This window comes from Nitriliruptor alkaliphilus DSM 45188, from assembly GCF_000969705.1.
In the GTDB taxonomy this organism is placed as follows: domain Bacteria; phylum Actinomycetota; class Nitriliruptoria; order Nitriliruptorales; family Nitriliruptoraceae; genus Nitriliruptor; species Nitriliruptor alkaliphilus.
On sequence record NZ_KQ033901.1, the window covers coordinates 1,220,162 to 1,241,434 of the forward strand.

General features: G+C 71.5%; 22 protein-coding genes. 16 read left to right on the forward strand and 6 right to left on the reverse strand.

Going from position 1 to position 21,273, the window contains the following annotated elements:
• Positions 1-3: 3 nt before the first annotated feature.
• The 4 genes from pucL to NITAL_RS05750 all read left to right on the forward strand — a co-directional run bounded on the left by pucL (position 4) and on the right by NITAL_RS05750 (position 3,945).
• Positions 4-897, forward strand: coding sequence for a factor-independent urate hydroxylase (gene pucL / locus NITAL_RS05735; RefSeq protein WP_052665175.1), 894 nt, complete (start codon positions 4-6; stop codon positions 895-897).
• Positions 894-2,177 (forward strand): DUF6986 family protein, encoded by a 1,284-nt coding sequence (locus tag NITAL_RS05740; protein WP_211262225.1) that lies wholly within the window; start codon positions 894-896, stop codon positions 2,175-2,177. Before pucL ends, NITAL_RS05740 begins: the two co-directional genes overlap by 4 nt.
• 105 nt (positions 2,178-2,282) lie before the next feature.
• Positions 2,283-2,657, forward strand: coding sequence for a DUF7793 family protein (locus NITAL_RS05745; RefSeq protein ID WP_052665176.1), 375 nt, complete (start codon positions 2,283-2,285; stop codon positions 2,655-2,657).
• On the forward strand, positions 2,650-3,945 hold the full coding sequence (locus NITAL_RS05750; protein ID WP_169786747.1) for a sensor domain-containing diguanylate cyclase: 1,296 nt from the start codon (positions 2,650-2,652) through the stop codon (positions 3,943-3,945). The genes NITAL_RS05745 and NITAL_RS05750 overlap by 8 nt, the downstream gene beginning before the upstream one ends.
• Before the next feature lie 12 nt (positions 3,946-3,957).
• Here NITAL_RS05750 and NITAL_RS05755 read toward each other — a convergent pair whose 3' ends face one another.
• Positions 3,958-4,344: a sigma factor gene (locus NITAL_RS05755; RefSeq protein WP_052665178.1), complete on the reverse strand. Its 387-nt coding sequence runs from the start codon at positions 4,342-4,344 to the stop codon at positions 3,958-3,960.
• 375 nt (positions 4,345-4,719) lie between these two features.
• On the opposite strand from NITAL_RS05755, the gene NITAL_RS05760 reads away from it, so the two are divergent.
• From NITAL_RS05760 to NITAL_RS05790, 8 genes are all read left to right on the forward strand, one after another.
• Positions 4,720-6,606: a bifunctional diguanylate cyclase/phosphodiesterase gene (locus tag NITAL_RS05760; RefSeq protein WP_169786749.1), complete on the forward strand. Its 1,887-nt coding sequence runs from the start codon at positions 4,720-4,722 to the stop codon at positions 6,604-6,606.
• On the forward strand, positions 6,603-7,304 hold the full coding sequence (locus tag NITAL_RS05765; protein ID WP_052665180.1) for a GAF and ANTAR domain-containing protein: 702 nt from the start codon (positions 6,603-6,605) through the stop codon (positions 7,302-7,304). Before NITAL_RS05760 ends, NITAL_RS05765 begins: the two co-directional genes overlap by 4 nt.
• A 66-nt stretch (positions 7,305-7,370) precedes the next feature.
• Positions 7,371-8,114 (forward strand): GAF and ANTAR domain-containing protein, encoded by a 744-nt coding sequence (locus NITAL_RS05770; protein WP_052665181.1) that lies wholly within the window; start codon positions 7,371-7,373, stop codon positions 8,112-8,114.
• A gap of 160 nt (positions 8,115-8,274) precedes the next feature.
• Positions 8,275-8,895 (forward strand): TOPRIM nucleotidyl transferase/hydrolase domain-containing protein, encoded by a 621-nt coding sequence (locus NITAL_RS05775; RefSeq protein WP_211262226.1) that lies wholly within the window; start codon positions 8,275-8,277, stop codon positions 8,893-8,895.
• A 71-nt stretch (positions 8,896-8,966) separates the two neighbouring features.
• Complete coding sequence (locus NITAL_RS29165; RefSeq protein ID WP_281175518.1) at positions 8,967-9,092, forward strand: hypothetical protein; 126 nt, start codon at positions 8,967-8,969, stop codon at positions 9,090-9,092.
• A 90-nt stretch (positions 9,093-9,182) separates the two neighbouring features.
• Positions 9,183-9,533: a DUF2200 domain-containing protein gene (locus NITAL_RS05780; RefSeq protein ID WP_052665182.1), complete on the forward strand. Its 351-nt coding sequence runs from the start codon at positions 9,183-9,185 to the stop codon at positions 9,531-9,533.
• Positions 9,534-9,677: 144 nt separating this feature from the next.
• Positions 9,678-9,863, forward strand: a complete 186-nt coding sequence (locus NITAL_RS05785; protein WP_052665183.1) for a hypothetical protein — start codon at positions 9,678-9,680, stop codon at positions 9,861-9,863.
• A gap of 41 nt (positions 9,864-9,904) precedes the next feature.
• On the forward strand, positions 9,905-10,558 hold the full coding sequence (locus tag NITAL_RS05790) for a VOC family protein (protein WP_052665184.1): 654 nt from the start codon (positions 9,905-9,907) through the stop codon (positions 10,556-10,558).
• A gap of 28 nt (positions 10,559-10,586) precedes the next feature.
• On the opposite strand, the gene NITAL_RS05795 is transcribed toward NITAL_RS05790, so the two are convergent.
• Entirely contained in the window at positions 10,587-13,100 is a 2,514-nt protein-coding gene (locus tag NITAL_RS05795; protein WP_052669465.1) for an excinuclease ABC subunit UvrA, read from the reverse strand.
• 112 nt (positions 13,101-13,212) lie between these two features.
• Positions 13,213-13,614: a nuclear transport factor 2 family protein gene (locus NITAL_RS05800; protein ID WP_052669467.1), complete on the reverse strand. Its 402-nt coding sequence runs from the start codon at positions 13,612-13,614 to the stop codon at positions 13,213-13,215.
• A gap of 309 nt (positions 13,615-13,923) precedes the next feature.
• Between NITAL_RS05800 and NITAL_RS05805 the strand changes: the two genes are divergently transcribed.
• The 3 genes from NITAL_RS05805 (at position 13,924) to NITAL_RS05815 (ending at position 18,219) form a co-directional block, all read left to right on the forward strand.
• Positions 13,924-15,102: an endonuclease/exonuclease/phosphatase family protein gene (locus tag NITAL_RS05805; RefSeq protein ID WP_169786750.1), complete on the forward strand. Its 1,179-nt coding sequence runs from the start codon at positions 13,924-13,926 to the stop codon at positions 15,100-15,102.
• Positions 15,103-15,316: 214 nt separating this feature from the next.
• The gene (locus NITAL_RS05810) at positions 15,317-16,852 is read left to right on the forward strand and encodes a S8 family peptidase (protein WP_052665186.1); all 1,536 of its coding nucleotides are present in this window, start codon (positions 15,317-15,319) and stop codon (positions 16,850-16,852) included.
• A 17-nt stretch (positions 16,853-16,869) separates the two neighbouring features.
• Positions 16,870-18,219, forward strand: a complete 1,350-nt coding sequence (locus NITAL_RS05815) for a hypothetical protein (RefSeq protein ID WP_052665187.1) — start codon at positions 16,870-16,872, stop codon at positions 18,217-18,219.
• Between the two features lie 93 nt (positions 18,220-18,312).
• Here the strand turns inward: NITAL_RS05815 and NITAL_RS05820 are convergent, their stop codons facing one another.
• Positions 18,313-19,188: a 4Fe-4S domain-containing protein gene (locus NITAL_RS05820; RefSeq protein ID WP_052665188.1), complete on the reverse strand. Its 876-nt coding sequence runs from the start codon at positions 19,186-19,188 to the stop codon at positions 18,313-18,315.
• Positions 19,189-19,219: 31 nt separating this feature from the next.
• The gene (locus NITAL_RS05825; RefSeq protein ID WP_052665189.1) at positions 19,220-19,783 is read right to left on the reverse strand and encodes a dihydrofolate reductase family protein; all 564 of its coding nucleotides are present in this window, start codon (positions 19,781-19,783) and stop codon (positions 19,220-19,222) included.
• Between the two features lie 147 nt (positions 19,784-19,930).
• Between NITAL_RS05825 and NITAL_RS05830 the strand changes: the two genes are divergently transcribed.
• The gene (locus NITAL_RS05830) at positions 19,931-20,287 is read left to right on the forward strand and encodes a VOC family protein (RefSeq protein WP_052665190.1); all 357 of its coding nucleotides are present in this window, start codon (positions 19,931-19,933) and stop codon (positions 20,285-20,287) included.
• 83 nt (positions 20,288-20,370) lie between these two features.
• Here NITAL_RS05830 and NITAL_RS05835 read toward each other — a convergent pair whose 3' ends face one another.
• Positions 20,371-21,243, reverse strand: coding sequence for an LLM class flavin-dependent oxidoreductase (locus tag NITAL_RS05835; protein ID WP_052669469.1), 873 nt, complete (start codon positions 21,241-21,243; stop codon positions 20,371-20,373).
• Positions 21,244-21,273 lie beyond the last annotated feature (30 nt).

A 21,273-nucleotide genomic window follows, 5' to 3' on the forward strand; every position in this document is an offset into this window, starting at 1 on the left:
CGGATGGAGACCCCCTGGAACCGGGACGGCACCCACCTGGGGCCGAACCGGTACGGCAAGTCCGGGATCCGCCTGGTGACCGTGGCGCGCGACGGTGACCGCCACACCTTCACCGACCTCGACATCGAGGTGCGTCTCGAGGGCGACTTCGAGGCGGTCCACACCGAGGGCGACAACACCCCCGTGCTGCCCACCGACACGATGCGGGGCACGTGCTTCGCGCTGGCCCGCGGTGGGATCGACTCGGTCGCCGGGTACGCGGGGCGCCTCTCGGACCGGTTCCTCGAGGCGTCGTCGGCGACCTCACGTGTGATGGTCCGGATCGTGTCGATGCCGTGGGACCGCGTCGAGGTCGACGGTGCCCCGCACGACCACACCTTCCGCCCCGCGGGGGGCGGCCAGGCGGTGCTGACCCTCACCCAGGAACGCGGCCTGGCGCCCGTGATCACCGGCGGGGTCCGGGGCGCCCGGGTGCTGAAGACCACCGGGTCGGCGTTCAGCGGCTACCTCGAGGACGAGTACACCACCCTGCCACCGACCCGCGACCGCATCATGGCCACGACCATCGACGCGACGTGGGGGACGGTCGTGCCGGACGCCGACCACGCCGCGCTCGCCGCCGGAGTGCCCGCCACGATCCTGGCGCGGTTCGCGACCCACGACGACAGCGAGTCGGTCCAGCACACCCTGCACGCGATGGGGCAGGCGGTCCTCGACGAGCACCCGGACGTGACCTGGATCCGGTTCCGGCTGCCCAACGAGCACCACATCCTCGCCGATCTGTCGCCCTACGGGCTGGACAACCCGAACGAGGTCTACCTCGTCGCCGACCGGCCCTTCGGGGTCATCGAGGGCAGCGTGGTCCGCGAGGGTCGGACACCGGAGCCGGGCTGGTGAGCGGCGGGGGCGGGGCGCTCGGCGACGAGGAGGTCACGAGGCTGCTCGTCGGGGTCGAGGAGGCCGACGCCGAGGTGGCCCGTGACTGGCCGGGGGTGCCGGCGACGCGCCAGCCGGTGCAGGTGCTGTACGTGCCGCTCGACCGGGTCCACCCGCGGACGGCGAGGCGGTACGGGACCGCGGCGCTGCGGCTCCTGGAGGCCCACGCCCCCGACGGCGAGGTGCTGGCGCGGGCCTGCGGGCTGGTGCTGGAGCCGGCGTTGGCCGAGCGGGTGCACACCCGGGTGGTCGCCAAGCTGGAGGACGAGCCGGTCGAGGATCTGCGGTGTGACGCCGAGGACGGCTACCTCGGACGGTCGGCGGAGACCGAGGCGCGGGACGCGACCGCTGCTGCGGCATCGGTGGCGGCAGCGATCGCGGACGGGGACGCGCCACCGTTCGTCGGCATCCGGGTCAAGTCGTTCAGCGACGGGCTGGCGCGGCGGAGCGTGGCAACCCTCGATCGGTTCCTGGCGACGCTGCTCGACGCGGCGGGCGAACTGCCAGACGGGTTCGTGGTGACGTTCCCGAAGATCGTGGCGGTCGAGCACGTCGCCGCGTTCGCGCGGGTGCTGGCGGCGCTCGAGGAGGCGCACGGCCTGCCGGAGCGGCGGCTGCGGTTCGAGGCCCAGATCGAGACCACCCCGTCGGTGCTCGGCCCGGACGGGCGGGTGGCGTTGCGCGACATCCGTGACGTCGCGGACGGTCGGCTGTGCGCCGTCCACGTGGGGGTCTACGACTACTCGGCGGGGCTCGGGCTGCCGCCGACCGAGCAGCGCCTCGACCACCCCGCCCTGGACTTCGCGCGCCACCTGCTGCAGACCACCTTCGCCGGTACCGAGGTCCGCCTGTCGGACGGGTCGACGAACGTGGTGCCGGCGGACGATTCCACGGCCGACACCCACCGGGCGTGGGCACGTCACGCGGCCGACGTGCGTCACTCGCTGCGGCACGGCTTCGTGCAGGGTTGGGACCTGCACCCGGCGCACCTGGTCAGCCGGTACGCGGTGGTGTTCGCCGACCTGCTGGCCGGGATCGACGATGCGCTCGACCGCCTCGCCCGGTGGGATGCGGGCGAGGCCGGTGGCGGGGTCATGGACGAACCGGCGACGATCCGGACCCTGGAGGCCGCGGTGCAACGGGCGGTCGACTGCGGCGCGATCGGCCCCGACGAGGTCCGACGTCGCAGCGGCCGCACGGTGTCGCCGCGGCCGATCGTCCAGCGTGCCACCGATCGCTGAGGCCGGGTCGGCGGACGGCCAGGTTGCTTCCCGCTCGCCCGCTCGTGGAAGCTGGCCGCTGGCCGTGACCGTGCCAGGCCTCGCCCGCCCGAGGAGGATCGACGCGTGGACCAGGACGAGATCACCGGAGCGAACTTCCGGGTCTACCGTCTCGTGCCGGGTGTCGTGCGGTGCGATCACCCCCAGGGCGCCGAGGTGAATGCTCAGGACGCGCACGAGGTCGTGGAGGCCATCGCGACGCTCGCTGGGGGCGAACCGACCCCGGTGCTGGTCGATCTGCGGGGTACCCGCACGGTCTCTCGGGAGGCCCGGAGGATCTTCCGGGAGTCCCGGGCCCCCTCGAAGCTCGCGATGTACGTCGGGTCCCCGCTGAGCCGGACCATCGCCAACTTCTTCATCGGTGTGGCCCGCCCGGACGTGCCCGCGCGGGTGTTCACCGACCTCGACGATGCCCAGGGATGGTTGCTCGACGATGGATGACGCCCGAGCGGTGGACGGCAGCTCCCCGGTCGAGGGCCCCTTCGACCGTCCCGACTGGGACACCGCCGCGCGTGTCGTTCGGCTGCTCGAGGTCGTGCAGCAGTTCGCGGTCCTGGAGTTCGACGAGGAGGCGCCGGTCGGCGACACCGGCGACGACCTGGATGCGCTCTCGGCCGGCATCAACATGCTCGGTGAGGAGCTGGAAGGCTGGAACCAGACCTTCCACGAGCGGGTCGCGCAGCAGACCGCCGAGCTCAACGCGTCGGTCGAGCAGCTGCAGCGGTTCAACGAACAGATCCGCAAGCTGACGGAGATGTCCAACCGGCTGCAGATCGCCAGCGACACCGATGAGGCGCTCGACACGCTCGGCCGGTTCGCACCGGAGATCTTCGTCGGCGCGAGCGGCGCCATCTACACCACCACACCCGCCCGTCAGCAGGTCGAGGTGGCCGCCACGTGGGGACCGCAGGGCGGACAGCTCCCGACGACGATCTCCTGGGACGACTGCTCCGCGCTCCGGTACGGCCAGATGCGGGAGGGACACGGTCACGACAGCGCCCGCTGCGAGCACCGCGCGCCGCACGCCCCCGGGCACACCCAGTGCGTCCCGCTCGTGGTCCGAGGCGAGACCATCGGCCTCCTGAGCCTCCACGAGGACACCGGCACGTCGGATCCGGGGGAACCACGCCCCGTTGCCAGTCACGGCGCGAACGAGCGACTGGCCCTCGCGGCGAGCGAACAGTTCGGGCTCGCGGTCACCAACCTCGAGCTCCGTAACGAGCTGCACGCCCAGTCCATCCGGGACGCGCTCACCGGCCTGTACAACCGCCGCTACCTCGACGAGGTGCTCGCCCGCGAGCTGGCCCGAGCCGATCGGACCGGTGCCTCCGTGTCGGTCCTGATGCTCGACATCGATCACTTCAAGAGCTTCAACGACACCTACGGCCACGCCGCCGGCGATCACGTGCTGGCCGAGATCGCCGCGGTCCTGCAGGACAGCACCCGCACCGAGGACGTCGCCTGCCGCTACGGGGGCGAGGAGTTCACCGTGATCATGGCGGGGCTCGGCCAGTCGCAGGCCGTCGAACGTGCCGAGCAGCTCCGGGAGCGGATCGCGCGCCACGACTTCAGCTGGAACGAGCAGCCGCTCGGCCACCTCACCACCTCCATCGGGGTCGCGACCAGCCCCGAGCACGCCCGGACGACCGATCAGCTCCTCAGTGCCGCCGATGCCGCGCTGTACCGAGCCAAGGCCGATGGTCGTGACCGGGTCCAGCCGGCCACCTGAACCGGATCGGGTTCAGACCGACGCGCTCGTGGTACGCCGCCCGTCGCCGGGCTCCTTCGGCCCGTCGTCCGGCTCCTGCGGGCCGCCGCCCGGCCCCTGCGGTCGGGCTGCTGCCCGTGCGTCGTCGTACCGGTTGTGCTCGGCCGCGAGCTGGTGCGCGAGATCGAGGATCCAGATCACCGCAGGCGTCCGGGACGGATCGAACCGGGATGCCCGACGCCACACCTCGAAGAACGCTTCCTCGGTGACGGTGTCGGCACGGGATCCGTCGTGCAACGCGCGCAGGATGTTGGCGTACACGATCCCGGCGACGTGGCCGTAGAGGATCGTGAGCGCCTGGTGATCGCCGGCACCGACGGCGATCAGCAGCTCGTCGTTTCGATCCTCCTGCCGCGACACCGTGACTGGCCCTGAGGCCACCACCCAGCGCCATCGAGTCGGATCGGTCGTCGGCACCCTGCCTCCGGACGTCGGCGTGCCATGGGCAACGCCGTGCCGGGGTCCGGAGCACGGACACCATCGTACGCCCACCCGGCGCCCGGCCACGGATGGCTCGAGATCCGGCCGGAGATGATGCTTCGACCGGGCATCACGACACCCAGGGTGTACGGTTCGGGTCCACGTCGTCCTCGCTCCGGCCCCCGGTGATGACGCCTCTGAGGAGAGCGTCCTGCTGGTCGTAGTTCGCGTGACTCACCACGACCCGTCTCGGCGTCGATCCGCTGACGCGGTCCCGCAGCGCTGGCCTCGTCGGGCGATGACCGGGGGCTCGTGGTGAACGAACGCGATCTGCTGCGGGTCCTGGTCGAGTTCGCGACCACCTTGACCGGTGACTTCTCCATCCAGGACATCCTCGACCGCCTCACCGAGCAGATCGCCGTGCTGCTACCGGTGACCGGTGCGGGGGTCCTGCTGATGGATGAGGGCGGAGGTCATCACTTCGTGTCCGCGACCGATGACCAGCTCCACCGGATCGAAGGGATCCAGGTCGACCTCGGCGAAGGACCGTGCCTGACCGCCTACGAGAGCGACCGGTGCGTCGCCGTCGTCGACCTGTCCGTCGACGTCCTCTACCCGCTCTTCTCGCCTGCCGCGGCCGCAGCCGGGCTGGGTGCGGTCTTCAGCTTCCCGTTGCGTCACGGCGGCGACCGGATCGGCGCCCTCGAGCTGTACGCCAGCGAACCGGTGGTCCTGACCGCCACCGAGCTCGACGGAGGCCAGACGTTGGCCGACGTGACCGCGTCCTACCTCGCGATCGCTCGTCGGCGCGAGGGGGCGGCGCGTGCCGCGTTGCTGCTGGCCGAGGCCGCATCGACCGACCCGCTGACCGGGCTCGCCAACCGGCGGGTCCTCAAGGATCGTTTGGAGCAGGCGCTGGACCGTTCGGCCCGAACGGGTCTGGCCATGGCGCTGATGTTCTGCGACATCGACCGCTTCAAGGCCGTCAACGACCGTTTCGGCCACCACGTCGGCGATCGTCTCCTGGTGGAGCTCGCATCACGGTTGCGAGGGTGCCTGCGGCCGATGGACACCCTCGCTCGGGTCTCCGGTGACGAGTTCGTGATCGTCTGCGAGGATCTGACCGACAGTGCCCAGGCCGAGGAGCTCGCGAACCGGGTGCTCGAGGCGCTGGCCGAGCCGTTCTCGGTCGATGAGGGCGGGCCTGGCCTCGTCCTCAGCATGAGCATCGGCACGATGTTGGCGGGTGCTGACCACGGCACCCCGGACGACGCGCTCGTCCTCGCGGACGCGGCGATGTACAGCGCGAAACGGCGAGGAGGCAACCAGCACGTCGATGCGGCCGACCTCTCGCTGGTGCAGATGGATCGGGAGCGCAGGGTCGATGCCGACCTCGCCGCCGCGATCGATGCCGGTGAGCTCCACCTGGCTTACCAACCGATCGTGGACGTGGCGACCGGACGTTGGGCCGGTGTGGAAGCGCTGCTGCGTTGGCACCACCGTCGGCTCGGTCCGATCGCTCCTCCTGACGTCCTCGCCGGCGCCGAACGTGGTGGCCTCACGCTCGCGCTCGCCAGGTGGGTCCTGTGGACGGCGTGCCGTGACGCGCAGCGCTGGCGGGAGCAGGGCGACCTCGATGCGCCCGCCGTCGTGTGCGTGAACGTGTCCTTCGCCGAGCTGCTCCACCCTGGACACGCGACGATGGTGGCAGAGGTCCTGGCCACGACCGGGCTGCCAGCCTCCGCTCTCGTCATCGAGGTGACCGAACACGTCCCGCTCGTGGACGCCGTCGATGCTGCCCGTCAGCTCGAGGACCTGGCCGGGCTCGGTATCGCTGTGGCGCTCGACGACTTCGGTACCGGATACTCCTCGCTCACCCACCTCCAGGACTTCCCCGTCGACGTGCTCAAGCTCGACCGATCCTTCGTCACCGGTGTCAGCGGCGATCCCGCGGATGATGCGATCGCCGGGGCCGTCGTGGCCCTCGCCCGCGGTCTCGGCATCACGGTGATCGCGGAAGGCATCGAGACGCAGGAACAGCTCGCCCACATCCGAAGGCTCGGGATCGAGCGCTCGCAGGGCTACCTCCACTGCGTACCGGTCCGGGCTGGCGGACTCGAGTCACTGCTCCGAGTGACGCGGGTTCACACGGAACGCTCGGTCCTCCCACCGGTCGCGGCCGCGGGAGGTCCGGCCGGGTGAGCGACGCGGACCGGCTGATCGCAGTCCTCGACGCACTCGGGCCTGCGCCGGAGGAGAACGTCATCGGGTGGCTGTGCACCCGGGCAGCGGACCTGCTCGACACCCCCGGGATCGCCGTCGCCGTCGCGACCGCGGGTGCCGAACTGTTGACCCTCGACCGGACCGACGCCTGTGACCCGTTCGACCGACTCCAGTCCGATCTCGGCGAGGGACCGTCGTGGGCGGTGCACCGCGGCGGCTGGCCCGTGATCGTTCCCGACCTCCGGCAGGACGACCGGTGGCCTGCCTTCGGCCCGGCAGCGTGGGATCTCGGTCTGCGGTCGGTGTTCGCCTTCCCCCTGCGCCGCGGGTCGGCCAGGATCGGGGCGCTCACCCTGTACCGCCAGGGAACCGGTGGTCTGACCGACGACCAGCACGCCGACGCGGTAGCCGTGGGCCGCGTCGCCGTCGGCCTGGTGCTCGCCTCACAGGCGGGACGTCCGGTCGACGATCTGGACGAGATGTTCCACGACGGGGGCCACGGGGATGCGGTGGTCCACCAGGCGAGCGGGATGGTGTCGGTGCAGCTCGGCATCGCCGTCGCGGCCGCGTTGTCGGTGCTCCGGGCCCACGCGTTCGCGGAGGGCAGGTCGCTCTACGACATCGCAGCCGACGTCGTCGCTCGCCGGCTGCGGATGACCGAGACACCTGACCCGTGACGTTCCGACGACCTACCTTCGTGAGTGCGGCCTAGACCGTGGGATCTCCAGGGAGCGAGAGACGAGATGGACAACACCGATGCCGTGGTGACCGGACGTGAGCGCCGACTCGTCGCCACCTTCGTCGAACTCGCGGACACGCTGGTCGAGGACTTCGATGTGGTCGAACTCCTCTACACGTTGACCGAACGGGTCGTGGAGATGAGCATCGCGTCGGAAGCAGGGATCCTGCTCGCCGACGAGGTGGGCGATCTGCAGTTCATGGCCGCCTCCGACGAACGCACCCACCTGCTCGAGCTCTTCCAGGTGCAGAACCAGGAGGGCCCGTGCCAGGACTGCTTCCTCAGCGGCCGTCCCGTGGGCGCCGCCGACCTCGAGGACGCTCGGGAACTGTGGCCCCTGTTCGCACCGAAGGCCCTGTCGGTGGGGTTCCGCTCCGTCCAGGCCGTTCCCCTGCGGCTCCGCGGCGACATCCTCGGAGCCCTCAACCTGTTCCGGAACGAACCGGGTGGCATCGGTGATGCGGATCAGCTCGTCGTCCAGGCCATGGGCGACATCGCCACGATCGGGCTCCTCCAGCAACGAGAGGCCCAACGGGCCGCCACCGTCACCAACCAGCTCCAGCACGCCCTCCACAGCCGGATCAGCATCGAGCAGGCGAAGGGTGTGATCAGCGAACAGATCGGCAGCTCGATCGAGGACTCGTTCGCCCTGTTGCGTTCCCACTCCCGCCGGCACAACCACAAGCTGAGCGATCTCGCCCGGGCCGTCGTCGAACGGGAGATCGACGCCGACGGACTCAGCGGCTGAACAGGCGGGCGACCGGTCCGTCGAGGAGGTCCGACCAGGACCGTGCGAGGCCTCGAGGGATCGTCCGCGTCGACCCAGAGCGCGTCGATACGTGCCACCATGCTTCGCTCCCGGCTCTCCCGTTGGAGTACGCACCGAGTCCCCGGGGAGGGAGGACGGGATGTCGACCGTCGTGAGGGCCGCGACCGCCGACGCGGTGCGTCGGGTGGCCGCCGCCGGGGGGCAGCTGCGGTGCCTCCTCGTGGTCGAGGGCGACAGCGACCGGGGCGCCCTCGAGGCGCTCGCTGCTCGGCTCGGCCGCGATCTCGGCGGCGAGGGGGTGGCGATCCTCGCGCTCGGAGGTGCCTCCAACCTCGGACACCTCCTACGGGAGGTGGCCGGGACCGGAGCGCCGCTGCGCGTCGTCGGGTTGTGCGACGCGGACCAGGAGGGGGCGTTCCGTCGACACCTCGAGGCGGCGGGCCTGGCCGAGGATCTGGACCGAGCGGGCATGGAGCAGCTCGGGTTCTTCGCGTGCCACGCCGACCTCGAGGACGAACTGATCCGCGCGCTCGGCATCGACGCGGTCATGGAGGTCATCGCGGCCCAGCGGGAACACGCCGCGTTCGAGACCTTCCGCAAGCAGCCGGCGCAGCGTGGTCGGGCGGTCGACGCCCAGCTCCGCCGGTTCATCGGCACGCGTTCCGGGCGCAAGCTGCGCTACGCACGCGCGATGGTGGAGGCGCTCGATCCGGGGTGCGTCCCGCGACCGCTCGCCGCGGTCCTGGCCTGCGTCCCCTGACGGCGTCTACCGTTCGTACGGCGCGAGGAACGGGAGGCATCCCCGGGTCGACCCCGACGAGTGAGGACCCGATGCGGATCGGAAGGAACCTCGACGTCCGGCCCCTCGGTGGCCGGCCCGGCTGCCTCGCCATGATCCTGTTCTCGATCCTGGCATCGATCGCCCTGACCGTCGTGCTCAACCTGCTCCTCCGGTGAGCGGGCCTCCTCGACTCGAGTCACTGGCCGAGTGCGGTCGCCGATGGCAGAGTGCCGCGTGGGCGTCGGGCACGAGGAAGGAGGCACACCGTGGCCACGCACCGCATCTACACGACGAGCTTCGCGAGCGTCTACCCCCACTACGTCGCGAAGGCCGAGCGGAAGGGGCGCACACAGGCCGAGGTCGACAGGATCATCCGTTGGCTGACGGGTTACACGAGGGGCGAGCTGGAGGCCCAGCTCGAGCATGAGACCGACTTCGAGACCTTCTTCGCCGAGGCGCCCGAGCTGAACCCGTCCCGGAAGCTGATCACGGGCGTGGTCTGCGGGATCCGTGTGGAGGACATCGAGGAGCCGCTCATGCAGGAGATCCGCTACCTCGACAAGCTGGTCGACGAGCTGGCGCGAGGTAAGCCGATGGACAAGATCCTGCGTTCGTAACCCTGGGTACTGGGGGGCCGGGTGGAAGTATCTCCGTCCACCTGATGATGCTCCGAGACGGCCGCCAGGTGTCGGTTCAGGTTCGAGACGGAGTTCGGATCACCATGGCGGGGTCAACGCCGTCCCGCGTAGATGAGGATCTCGATGGATATCAGTGACCGCGAAGCCTTCGTAGCCATGCGACTGTTCCTATTGCAGTTCTATGCGCGGGCGGGTAACGACATGGAGACGCTCATCGCCGATATCACTCTTGAAAGCGACGGACAGCCCCTCGACCCGGCAGCCTGGGATGACTGGACACGGTGCATCGAACTGGCCCGACGATCCTGAGTCCATGTCATCTGTGACCGCGGTCGTGCTTGACTCCGGACGTGGCCTACACCAGCGTCTCCGCCGCCCAGTTCGCCGACCTCGAGGGGTGCGGTGACTGGCGCTTCCTGCTCGGCGCCATCCACGCCGACTTCCGCGCCGGCTCCTTCACGGCAGCGGCCTCGCTGGTGGCGCGCATCGCCGAGGTGGCCGAGGACGTCGACCACCACCCTGACGTCGCCGTGCGCTACCCCGACCGGGTCCGGGTCAGCCTCACCACCCACGCCGTCGGCGGGCTGACCACCCATGACGTCGAGCTGGCGCGCCACATCTCGGCCCTGGCCGCCGCGGCGGACGCGACCGCGGAACCCACCACACCGCAGAGCCTCGAGATCGCGCTCGACACCATGGACGCTGACCGCATCCGACCGTTCTGGGCGGCGATCCTCGGCTACGAGGACGACGGGCACGGCGCCCTCGTCGATCCGCAACGGCTCGGACCGGCGATGTGGTTCCAGCAGATGGATCGGCCACGCACCGACCGGGACCGGTTCCACATCGACGTGACCGTGCCCCACGACGTCGCCGAGCAGCGGATCGCCGCTGCCCTGGCTGCCGGCGGCACGCTGGTGGAGGATCGATACGCCCGCGCGTGGTGGGTCCTGGCCGACGCCGACGGCAACGAAGCGTGCGTGTGCACGTGGCAGGACCGCTAGCGGTACCGGGCTTCTGACCCTCGGCCGGTCAGGTCGTCGTCCTGGCCAGATGCCTGCGCAGGTGCACGCCGGTCACGCTGGTGGCCATCTCGACGACGGCCTGGGGCGTGCCGGTCGCGACGATGCGGCCGCCAGCGGCTCCACCGCCGGGGCCCATGTCGATGACGTGGTCAGCGTTCGCGATCACGTCGAGGTCGTGCTCGATGACGACGACGGTGGCGCCGCTGGTGCACAGCCGGTCGACGACGCCGAGCAGGACACGGATGTCCAGCGGGTGCAGCCCGACGCTCGGCTCGTCGAGGACGAACAGCGCGTCGCTCTGGTCGCGCCCGAGCTCACCGGAGAGCTTGAGGCGTTGCGCTTCCCCACCGGACAGCGCCGGGGTGTCCTGCCCGAGCGTGAGGTAGCCGAGACCCAGCTCGAGGAGGGTGTCCAGCTTCCGGCGCGTCCGCGGCAGGTCCCGCAGGATGCCGACCGCCTGGCCGACGGTCAGCGCGAGGATGTCCGGCAGGGACATCGTCTGTCCGTCGGCGACGGACCGGCGGATCTCGCGGGCGGCCGGCGCGTAGCGGCTGCCGTCGCAGTCCGGGCAGGGGATGTCGACGTCGGGCAGGAACTGCACGTCGAGGGAGACCTGCCCGGTGCCCTCGCAGCGAGCGCAGCGCAAGGACCCGGTGTTGTAGGAGAAGTCCGCAGCGCTCAGGCCACGCTCACGCGCGGTGTCGGTGCTGGCGTAGGTTCGTCGCAGGTCGTCCATGACACGGCTGTAGGTGGCCACGGTCGAGCGGACGTTGGTCCCGATCGGGGTCGCGTCGACCACGTTGACCTTGTCGATGCCCGGCGCGTCGACCGTGACGACGTGGCCAGGCGCGTGGCCGGTGCCCCCCGCTGCTCGGAGAGCGGGTACGAGGCTGTCCAGGACCAACGTGGTCTTCCCGGACCCGGACATGCCCGTCACAGCCGTCAGCCGGCCTCGCGGGATCCGCACGTCGAGCGCGTGCACCGTGTGGACGGGGGAGGTGACCAGGTGGATGCCACCGAGGTCGAACACGGTGTCGGCGGGAGCCCGGTCGCGGACCACGACCGGCGCGCTGCCGGCCAGGTACGGGCCGATGAGGGAGTCGGGGTGCTGGGCGAGGTCGCCGGTGGCGCCGGCAGCCACGATGGTTCCACCTGCGCTGCCCGAGCCCGGCCCGATCTCGATGACCCAGTCGGCGTGGCGGAGGACCTCGACGTCGTGGTCGACCAGGACGACGGAGTTCCCGCCGTCGAGCAGGTCGCGGATGACCCCGACGAGGCCCTCGATGTTGGCCGGATGCAGGCCGATGGACGGCTCGTCGAGGACGTAGAGCACCCCGGTGGTCTGGTTGCGGACCGCACGGGCCAGCTGCACGCGCTGGCGCTCGCCGGTGGAGAGGGTGGAGCTGGCCCGGTCCAGCGACAGGTAGCCGAGTCCGAGCTCGACCAGGCGACGGGTCATCTCCACCAGCTGGGTGACGATCATGCGCGCCATCGGCAGCATCTCGTCGGGGAGCGTCTCGACAGCGGCCGGCGCCCAGGCCACCAGCTGGTCGAGCGTCTGGGCGGTCGCCTCGGCGAGGTCGATGCCGGCGATCTGTGTCCCGCGGGCCTGCTCGCTGAGCCGGGTGCCTCGGCAGGTCTGGCAGGCCTGCACCGTGATGAACCGGTTGACGCGGGCCAGGCCCCGCTCGCTGGTTGCGTTGTCGAGGGCCTCCTGGACGGCGCGCCGGGCGTTGCGGTAGGTGAAGTCCAGCTCGAAGAGCTTGCCGTTCTTCGACGGCACGCTGATGAGTCGCTTCTCCTCCGGTCCGGTCAGGACGACGGACCGCTCCGCGTCGCTGAGCTCGGCGTACGGCACATCGGTGCGCACCCCGAGTTCGGCGGCGACCCGCGGCATGACCGCCAGGCCGAACATCCCCCATGGCGCGACCGCGCCCTCGCTGATCGTCTTCGTCGGGTCGGGGACCAGGGCGGCGTCGTCGACCTCCCGCACGGTCCCTGTCCCCGAGCAGGTCGGGCAGGCGCCCTCGGAGTTGAACGCGAGGGACTCGGCGCCCGGCGGGGAGAACACCGCACCGCAGACCGGGCAGGTGAGATCGAGGTCGGCCGCGACGTCGATCGTCGGGTCGAGCCGGTGTCCGTTGGGGCACAGGTGCGACCCGAGCCGGGAGTACATCACGCGCAGCACGTTGAGCAGCTCGGTCGACGTGCCGAACGTGCTGCGCACGCCCGGTACCGCCGGCCGCTGGCGCAGGGCCAGCGCCGCCGGGATGTGCTGGACGCTGTCGACCGCCGCCCGCGTGGAGTGCGACATGCGCCGACGGGTGTAGGTCGACAAGGCCTCGACGTAGCGGCGCGAGCCCTCGGCGTAGAGGACCCCCATCGCGAGCGACGACTTCCCGGAGCCGGAGACACCCGCGATGGCGACCATCTGCCCGAGGGGCACCCGGACGTCGACGTCCTTGAGGTTGTGCACCCGCGCGCCGCGTACATCGATCGCCAACGGGACGTCCCGCTGCACACGGAGGTCGGCATGGACGGCGGTCCCGCGGGGCCCCGACTGGGACCCCGCGAGGGCGCTGTCCGCTGACGGCACGTGTGACGGCACGTCGTCGCCCTCCCGCCCCGTGCGGTCAGCCCTGACCCCAGAACGCGTCCTCGGTCGGGCCGTCCTCGGAGAACAGCGCCACCTCGACGATGCTGCCGTCGCGGACGGTGAGCAGGTCGATCCCGCCCATGTCCATGGAGGCGCCCTCGCGGGTCCCGGTGAACCGGACCGGCACGGCGACCTGGTCGCCGTTGGGCATGGGCGAGCCGGTGACGGCGAGCTGGAAGGTGCCCTGGCTGACCCCCATCATGTCGCCGATCATGGCGCCGACCTCGGCGGGGCCGCGGCGGACACCCGAGAAGCGGTTGCTGCCGGGCTGGTGCCAGACGATGTCGGGGCTGAACAGCGCCATCGCGCCGGGGACGTCGCCGGAGCGCAGGGCGTCGAAGTAGCGGGTGGCGACAGCCACCGGAGTCTGGTCGGTCATGAGGAGCATCCTCAGGGTCGTGGGTCGTGGAAGTCGCATGGTGACATACGGTAACCTGTTACCTCAACGTAACTGGTGGCGTGCCACGGGGCGGTGGGGGAGGACGACCTCTCTCCGCGGGCGGACCGACCGCCGCCCGGGTGACACGCACCATCCGGCCGGCCGCGTGCGTTGCGGCCCGCCCTCGTTCCGCGATGTCGGCTCCGCCGCACGGCCGTGGAGGTCGCGTGGCGGGGAGGCGTACACGTGGAGCCTGCCGGGGCACGCGCGATCAGCAGCGGCGGCCCCGGTCGGGACAGGGGGTCGGTCGTGCGCATCCGTCGGTTCCACCGCGTCGTCGTCGCGGGAGTGGCGAGCGTCGCGCTCGCGGTGGTGGCCTCCGCGGGAGCGGTCGCTTCGCCGCAGGCGAAGCCCGAGGCGCCGAGATCCGATCGGGCCATCGTGGACGTCGCCACCTACAACCTCTACCTGGGTGCCGATCTCAACCCACTGTTCCAGGCGGCATCGTTCGGTGACCTCGTCGCACGAGCCGGCCAGGTCTACGCCGCCGTCGAGGCCACCGACTTCACCGAACGGGCCGGTGCCATCGCCGCCCTGATCGCCAAGGAACGACCGGACGTCGTGGGGCTGCAGGAGGTCGCGCTCTGGGAGCTCGGCGTCGGGCCGGTCGGCGGAGCGCCGCCGGCGGAGTACGCCGTCACCTACGACTTCCTCGAGCTGCTGCTCGATGAGCTCGCGGCCCGCGGCGTCCCGTACGAGCCGGTCGCGACCAACCGGAACTTCGTCGGCACCCTGCCGATCGCGTTGGCGGGTGACCCCGCGCTGGGCTTCCCCGACTCACCGTGGGCACGGTTCACCCAGAACGACGTGATCGTGATGCGCTCCGGCCTGCCCGCCCGACACCTGTCCGTCGACGAGGCGAGCGTGGTCGAGGCCAACTACGCCGCTGACCTCACCATCCCATCGGGTGTCCCCGGTGTGCCGCCGTACGTGGTGCCGCGGGGCTGGTCCTCGGTGGACGTCACCGTCAAGGGCTTCACGTTCCGCTTCTTCAACACCCACCTCGAGGCGTTCGACTGGGACGTGCGCGCGGAACAGGCCGCGGAGCTCGCCGGTCAGGTCGAGGCGTCGCCGTTCCCCGCGGTCCTCGTCGGTGACGTCAACTCGCGGCCGCCCTCGTGCACGGACTTCAACACGGTGGCGTTCCAGATCCTGCTGGACGCGGGCCTGGTCGAGGTCTGGGACGAGGTCTACCCGACGGGCAAGCGCCGGTGCACCGGGTTCACCAGCGGTCAGGCCGCCGACCTGCTCAACGCCGAGAGCCGGCTCGACCACCGGATCGACGTGATCATGTTCGATCCGAGTGCGCTCACCGCCATCCGGACCGACGTCATCGGGGACGAGCAACGTGACCGCTCGGAGCCGAGCGGGTTCTGGCCCTCGGACCACGCCGGCAGCGTCGCCACGCTGAAGACCGTGCGGCCCTGAGCCGACGCGGTCAGCGACGCGCGCTGTTGCAGCGCGGCGTGCCGCAGCGCGCAATCCCGGCTGGTCGCCGCCCGAGCCCTCGTGTAGACCGGGCGACGGGGCACGACAGCCTGACCATCGACGTCAGGCGCGGGGGCCCGCTCGAGGTCGATATGCCTGAGCGTCGGGGTAGGTCCCCGCGGGCGTCCACCGTCCGTGCAAGCGAGGAGTACCGGTGAGCGACGACGCACCCCCGCCCGAGGACGAGCGGGCCGAGGAGCCGTCGACGCGGCTGGTCGAACCGGTCCCGACGTCGCCGGAGCTGGTGATCGACTCGGTCATCGCCCGTCCGCTGCAGGAACGCATGCAGGAGGACGAGGGACCGATCAGCGTCGTCGTCGAGCTGCGCACCACCTACCCCGGCGGCGTCCCGGCCGCCATCGACCGGGTCGCGGTGATGGTGCGCGAGATCGCGGGGACCGACGCCGGGGTCGCGGTGATCGGCACCTACCTGACGGCGCACCTGACCGCCGACCAGATCCGCAGGCTGGTCCAGCGCGACGCGAGCACCTCGGAGAGCACGGCCGGGGGCGACGAGGTGCTCGGCGGACCGACCACGGCCGGTTCATCGCCCCGGGTCGCGATCCACCGGCTGTGGCCGAACTTCACCACCGGTGCGCTCATCCACCGCACCGTCGTGACGACCAAGTGCCAGGCGGTCCACCGCGCCTTCGACGGGCTCGGCCAGGACGTGGTGTGGGCGGTACTCGATTCCGGCATCGATGCGACGCACGCCCACTTCGCGGTGCACGCCAACCTGGAGCTGCCCGCTCACCTCCAGCACCGCAGCTTCGTCGGCACGCCGGACGCCGAGGCGACGCAGGACGCCGCCGGCCACGGCACACACGTCGCGGGGATCATCGCCGGCGCCCAGGTCGTCGGGGCCGACGACGAGCCCTTCGCGGCGGCGACCTGGTACCAGGACGACCGCGGCGACGCGCGGACCAACCGGCTGCCGCTGCGCGAGATCACCGGGATGGCCCCGCGCTGCAAGCTGCTGTCGTGCAAGGTGCTCCGCGACGACCGCACGGGCGACATGGCGGCGCTCCTCGCCGCCCTCCAGTACATCCAGGAGCTCAACGGCGACGGCCGGGACCTGCAGGTGCACGGGGTCAACCTCTCGGTGGGCTACCCCTTCGATCCGAGCTGGTTCGCCGCGGGGCTCACCCCGGTCTGCAAGGAGGTCGACCGGCTCGTGCGGTCCGGCGTCGTGGTCGTGGCGGCCGCGGGCAACACCGGCACCGGGTTCGTCCTCGGGCCGGACGGCAACCGGGTGCGGATGGGCCTCGACCTGTCGATCAACGACCCGGGGAACGCCGAGCTCGCGATCACCGTCGGGGCGACGTCGGCCCGTCCCCACTCGACCGGCGTGTCGTACTTCTCCTCGAAGGGGCCGACCGGCGACGGCCGCATGAAGCCGGACCTCGTCGCACCCGGCGAGCGTGTCGTCAGCGCGGGTGCCGGCGCAGCGCTGCAGCGGGCGCGGGCCACGGTGCCCGACGCCACCTACATCGAGGACTCCGGGACCTCGATGGCCGCCCCGCACGTATCGGGGGTCGCCGCCGCGCTGCTGTCGGTGCACCGCGAGTTCCTCGGTCGTCCGGAGGACATCAAGCGGGTGCTGCTGTCCTCAGCGACCGACCTCGGGCGCGTACGCGAGTTCCAGGGCCACGGTCTGGTGGACGCGATGCGCGCCATCCAGGCCGTCTGACACGAGAGGTTGCGACCATGCAGTACCCCTACGCGGAGGTGGAGTTCACCTCCACCGGCACGCTCCACGACCCCGCGCAGCAGGCGGCGGCGCTCGACCTGGTGCGTTCGAGCGGTGCGACGGACGTCTTGATCGTCGTGCACGGCTGGAACAACGACATGGGTGCGGCCCGTCGGTTGTTCGAGGACCTGACCGGCAGCATCGCCGCGGTCAGCGACGCGGTGCCGGAGATGGCCGCGCGACGCCTGGCCGTCATCGGGGTGCTGTGGCCTTCGGTGCGGTGGGCCGACGACGACCAGATCGCCGGGGGCGGTGTCGGGTTCCTCGACGAGCAGGCCGCGCTGCAGGAGGCCATCGTCGCCAGCGTCGACAACGCGCAGGTGGCGGCCGAGCTCGCGGCGCTCGTGCCACAGCTCGAGCACGACGCGGGCGCGCGGGAACAGTTCCTCGACCTGCTGCGCGAGCGGATGCCGGAACCGGTCGAGGGTGACGAGGACCCGCCACCATCGCCGCTGCTCGAGGGGGACGCCGCGACGGTCCTCGACGACGCGGCCGTCCCCGAGGACGACCTCGCTGGTGCGCCCGAAGCGGTCGGTGGCGGCGCGGTCGTCGGCGGTTTCGGGGGCGGTTTCGGGGGCGGCTTCGCGGACGGCGGCTTCGGGGACGCAGGCCCCGGGGTCGAAGGGGTGGGAGGAGGCGCCGGCTTCTCGCTCGGCGGGGTGCTGCGCGGGGCGCGGAACGTGCTCAACCTGACGACCTACTACACCATGAAGCGGCGGGCCGGTGACGTCGGCGAGCGCGGGGTCGCGCCGCTGCTGGCCGCGCTGGACAGGACCTCGCCGACGGTCCGCCGGCACCTGGCCGGCCACTCGTTCGGCGCCCGCGTGGTCGCCGCCGCGGTGACGGCCGGTCCGGTCGTCGACAGCGTCGCGCTCCTGCAGGGCGCGTTCAGCCACCACGGCTTCGCCGAGGACCACGACGGCCGCGGCAACGACGGTTCGTTCCGCGGCGCGTTGGCTCCGCAGTCGAAGGTCCGTGGACCGGTGATCGTCACCCACACCGTCAACGACCGCGCCGTCGGTCTCGCCTACGCCGCGGCCTCGCGCATCGCCCGTCAGCGGGCGTCCGGCTTCGGCGGTCCGAACGACGTCTACGGCGGCATCGGTCGCAACGGCGCCTTGCGCACGCCGGAGTCCCGGACCCCCGGCGGGGAGCTGCTCGAGGTGGGAGCCGCCTACGACCTCGAGCCCGGCCGGGTCCACAACCTGCGTGCCGACCGCTTCATCACCGGGCACAGCGCGGTGACCGGGCGGCAGGTCGGCTACGCGGTCCTCCGGGCGATGGTGAGCGGTACCGGCCGCCGTTGACCCCGCAGCGACGAGTGGGCGCCGAGCGCTCCGTCGCTGCGGTGCGGGTCACAAGGGAGGGTCGGTCAGGACGAGCGGCTCCGAGGTTCGTGGTCAGCGACGGTCCGGCATCCGGGCGACGAGGTCGACGAGGTGGTCGTGGAACACCTCGGCCGGCGCGTCGTGGCTCCAGCCGTGCCCACAGAACAACCGGTCGAAACGGTGGCCGGAACGCGCGAAGCGGTCGAGCGAGGCGGTCTGGGCGTCCCACGAGTACCAGCAGGCGTCCCGGAAGGCGGTGAGCCGTTCCTGCCGTGGGCTCCAGGAGAGCGAGTCACCCGAGAACAGCAGGCGACCGTCGACGTGCCACAGCACGCTGCCGCGGGTGTGACCCGGCACCGGGAACCCGACGACGCCAGGGACCACCTCGACCTCGTCGGTACCGCGGACGAGATCGGTCGCGTACGGCGCAGCGGCACGATCGTCCTCGTGGATCCACACGCGGGCACCGAACCGCTCGGCGTAGCGGTCCGCGTCGGCGACGTCGTCGCGGTGGGTGAGCAGGAGGTGGTCGACGCCGCCGAGGTCGGCGATGGGACCGAGCAACTGCTGGGTCCACCGCGGCGCGTCCACGAGCAGGTTCCCGCCGGGGCGGACCACGAGGTAGCTGTGGGCGCCGAACGAGTCCCGCGCGTTGTGGCCGAGCCGGTGGACCCCGTCGCCGAGGTGGTGCGGGTAGACGCCCGGTGGGGGCTGGCGGATGGTCTCGTGCCCGACCGAGCGCGTCGGACAGACGAGCACCGCCCGCCACGCCATCGCCACCTCGTCGTCGGTGGTCGGCTGGCGGGTGAACACCGAGACGCCGTCGCCGGGGTTGCGGGCGATGAGGCCCGGCGCGACCTGACGGGCGGCGTCACAGTCGATGCAGCGGTCATCCACGAACCAAGGCCCTGGCGCACCTGCCGGGTGTCGCAGGTCGGTGCGGGCCATCACGACCTCCTCGGCTGCCTGTCACGGACGATCAGGGTCGCGTGCGGTAGCGGAGGTACATGATGCCGCTGTCGAACCGACGCGCGTCGAGGAGTTCGAGTCTGGTCCACGCGCTGATGGGCAGCGCCGGCTTGCCCGTACCGAGCAGGGCGGGGTGGACGAAGAGGTGGCACTCGTCGACCAGCCCGGCGTCGAACGCCTGCGCCGCGAGCTCCGACCCGCCCACCGTCAGATCGCGTGAGGCCGAGGCCTTCATCGCGCGGACCGCATCCGGGTCGAAGCGCGGTACGAGTTGGGTCCTGGCCGTGGATGCCGACTCGAGGGTCGTGGAGTAGACGACCTTGTCCGCGCTCCGCCAGAGGTCGGCGAAGTCGGCCCTGAGCTCCGACTCGGCCGCGAGGGCGGGGTCGGTCTCCCAGACCGCCATCGTCTCGTACAGGCGCCGCCCGTAGAGGTAGGTGCCGATCGGGCGCACGAGGTCGGTGATGAACGTGAAGTACTCGTCATCGGGGACGGCGAAGTCGAAGCTCCCCTGCGCGTCCTCGATGTAGCCGTCGACGGACACGTTCGTGATGGTCGTCAGCTCCGCGGCCAAGGGTCACCTCCAACGGTGTGGTCGTAGCGTGTCATGTCGGCCCGTGGTCACCTCAGGTGTGCGGGGATGTAGCTGTCGAGCAGGTCGGCGAGTTCGCGCGGTCGGCTGAGCGCCTACGGTCGGCGCGAGTCCACGGAGGAGCCACCGGTGATCTCCGGCACACACGCGATCCTGTACAGCAACGACGCCGAGGTCGATCGGCAGTTCCTGCTCGAACTGCTGGGCACGCCCCACGTCGATGCCGGCGACGGGTGGCTCATCCTCAAGCTGCCGCCCGCGGAGGTCGCGGTGCACCCGACGGAGGGGGCTCCGAAGCAGGAGCTGTACCTGATGGTCGACGACGCGGACGCGTTCGTCCGCGACCTCGGGGAGCGGGGCGTCGACGTGGTTGCCCCGGTCTCCGACCAGGGGTGGGGGCGGGTCCTGACGTTCCGCCTGCCGAGCGGGGCCCCGCTGTCGGCCTACGAGCCGCGGCACGACACCGCCCACTCCCTACCGGACTGACGGGCCTACGCAGTGCACGATCCTGCGTCAGCCGGTCACCTCGGGCGGCAGACGGCGGCGGAGGCCGTGAGGGCGTACCCCCTTCAGAGGCTGACGAGCGGTGAGACCTGCTCGGCGACGAACCGGACGAAGCCGATCGGGTCCGGTTCGTCCCCGGTCGGCTGGAGGATCACCGCATCCGCCCCCGCGGCGGCCCACCGGTCCACGGCGTCCGCGACGGTACGCGCGTCGCCCGCGACCCACAGTGGCTCGTCCGCTTCGTCGTCCGGGGGCACCTCAGCGTGCAGCCGCGCCCCGGCATCCGCGCCCGTGGCGGCCAGGAGGTAGACGGTCACGCGGTGCGGATCGGTGCTTCCGCCCGCCTCCCGTCCCTCCTCCACGAGTCGACATCGAGCGGTGACCTGTGCGGGTGACGTGCCCCCCGTCAGCACCGTGCCGTCCGCCAGTTCGCCGGCGAGCCGGAGCGTCCGTGGGCCGGTCGCCCCCACGTGGATCGGCGGGGACTGCGCGGGCGGCCAGCCGAGCTGAACCCCGTCGAGCGTGACGTACCGGCCGTTCGCCGTCACCAGCTCGCCACACAGCAGCGACCGCAGCGCGGTCACGTGCTCGCGCAGCAGGGTCATCGGTGACTCGACCCGTGCGCCCGCCTGGCCCATCCAGCTCTGGACGCCGTGTCCGACCGCGACGTGCAGACGGCCGGGGAACATCCGGTCGAGCGTGGCGATCTCCATCGCCGTGAGCGCGACGTTGCGCAGTGGGACGGGCAGCAGCCCGACCCCGACCTCGAGGTGCTGCGTCCAGGCGAGCGCCGCGGCAGCGCTCGCGATGCCGCTCTGCAGGAAGCAGTCCTCCCACAGCCACAGCTCGTCGAGCCCCGCGGCGTCGGCTGCCTCGGTGGCCTCCCGCAGCAGCTCGGGGGGCGTCTGTGGGCGCAGGATCGCACCGAGCTTCGTCACCGGAACCTCCGAGGTCACGAACGAGGGTCG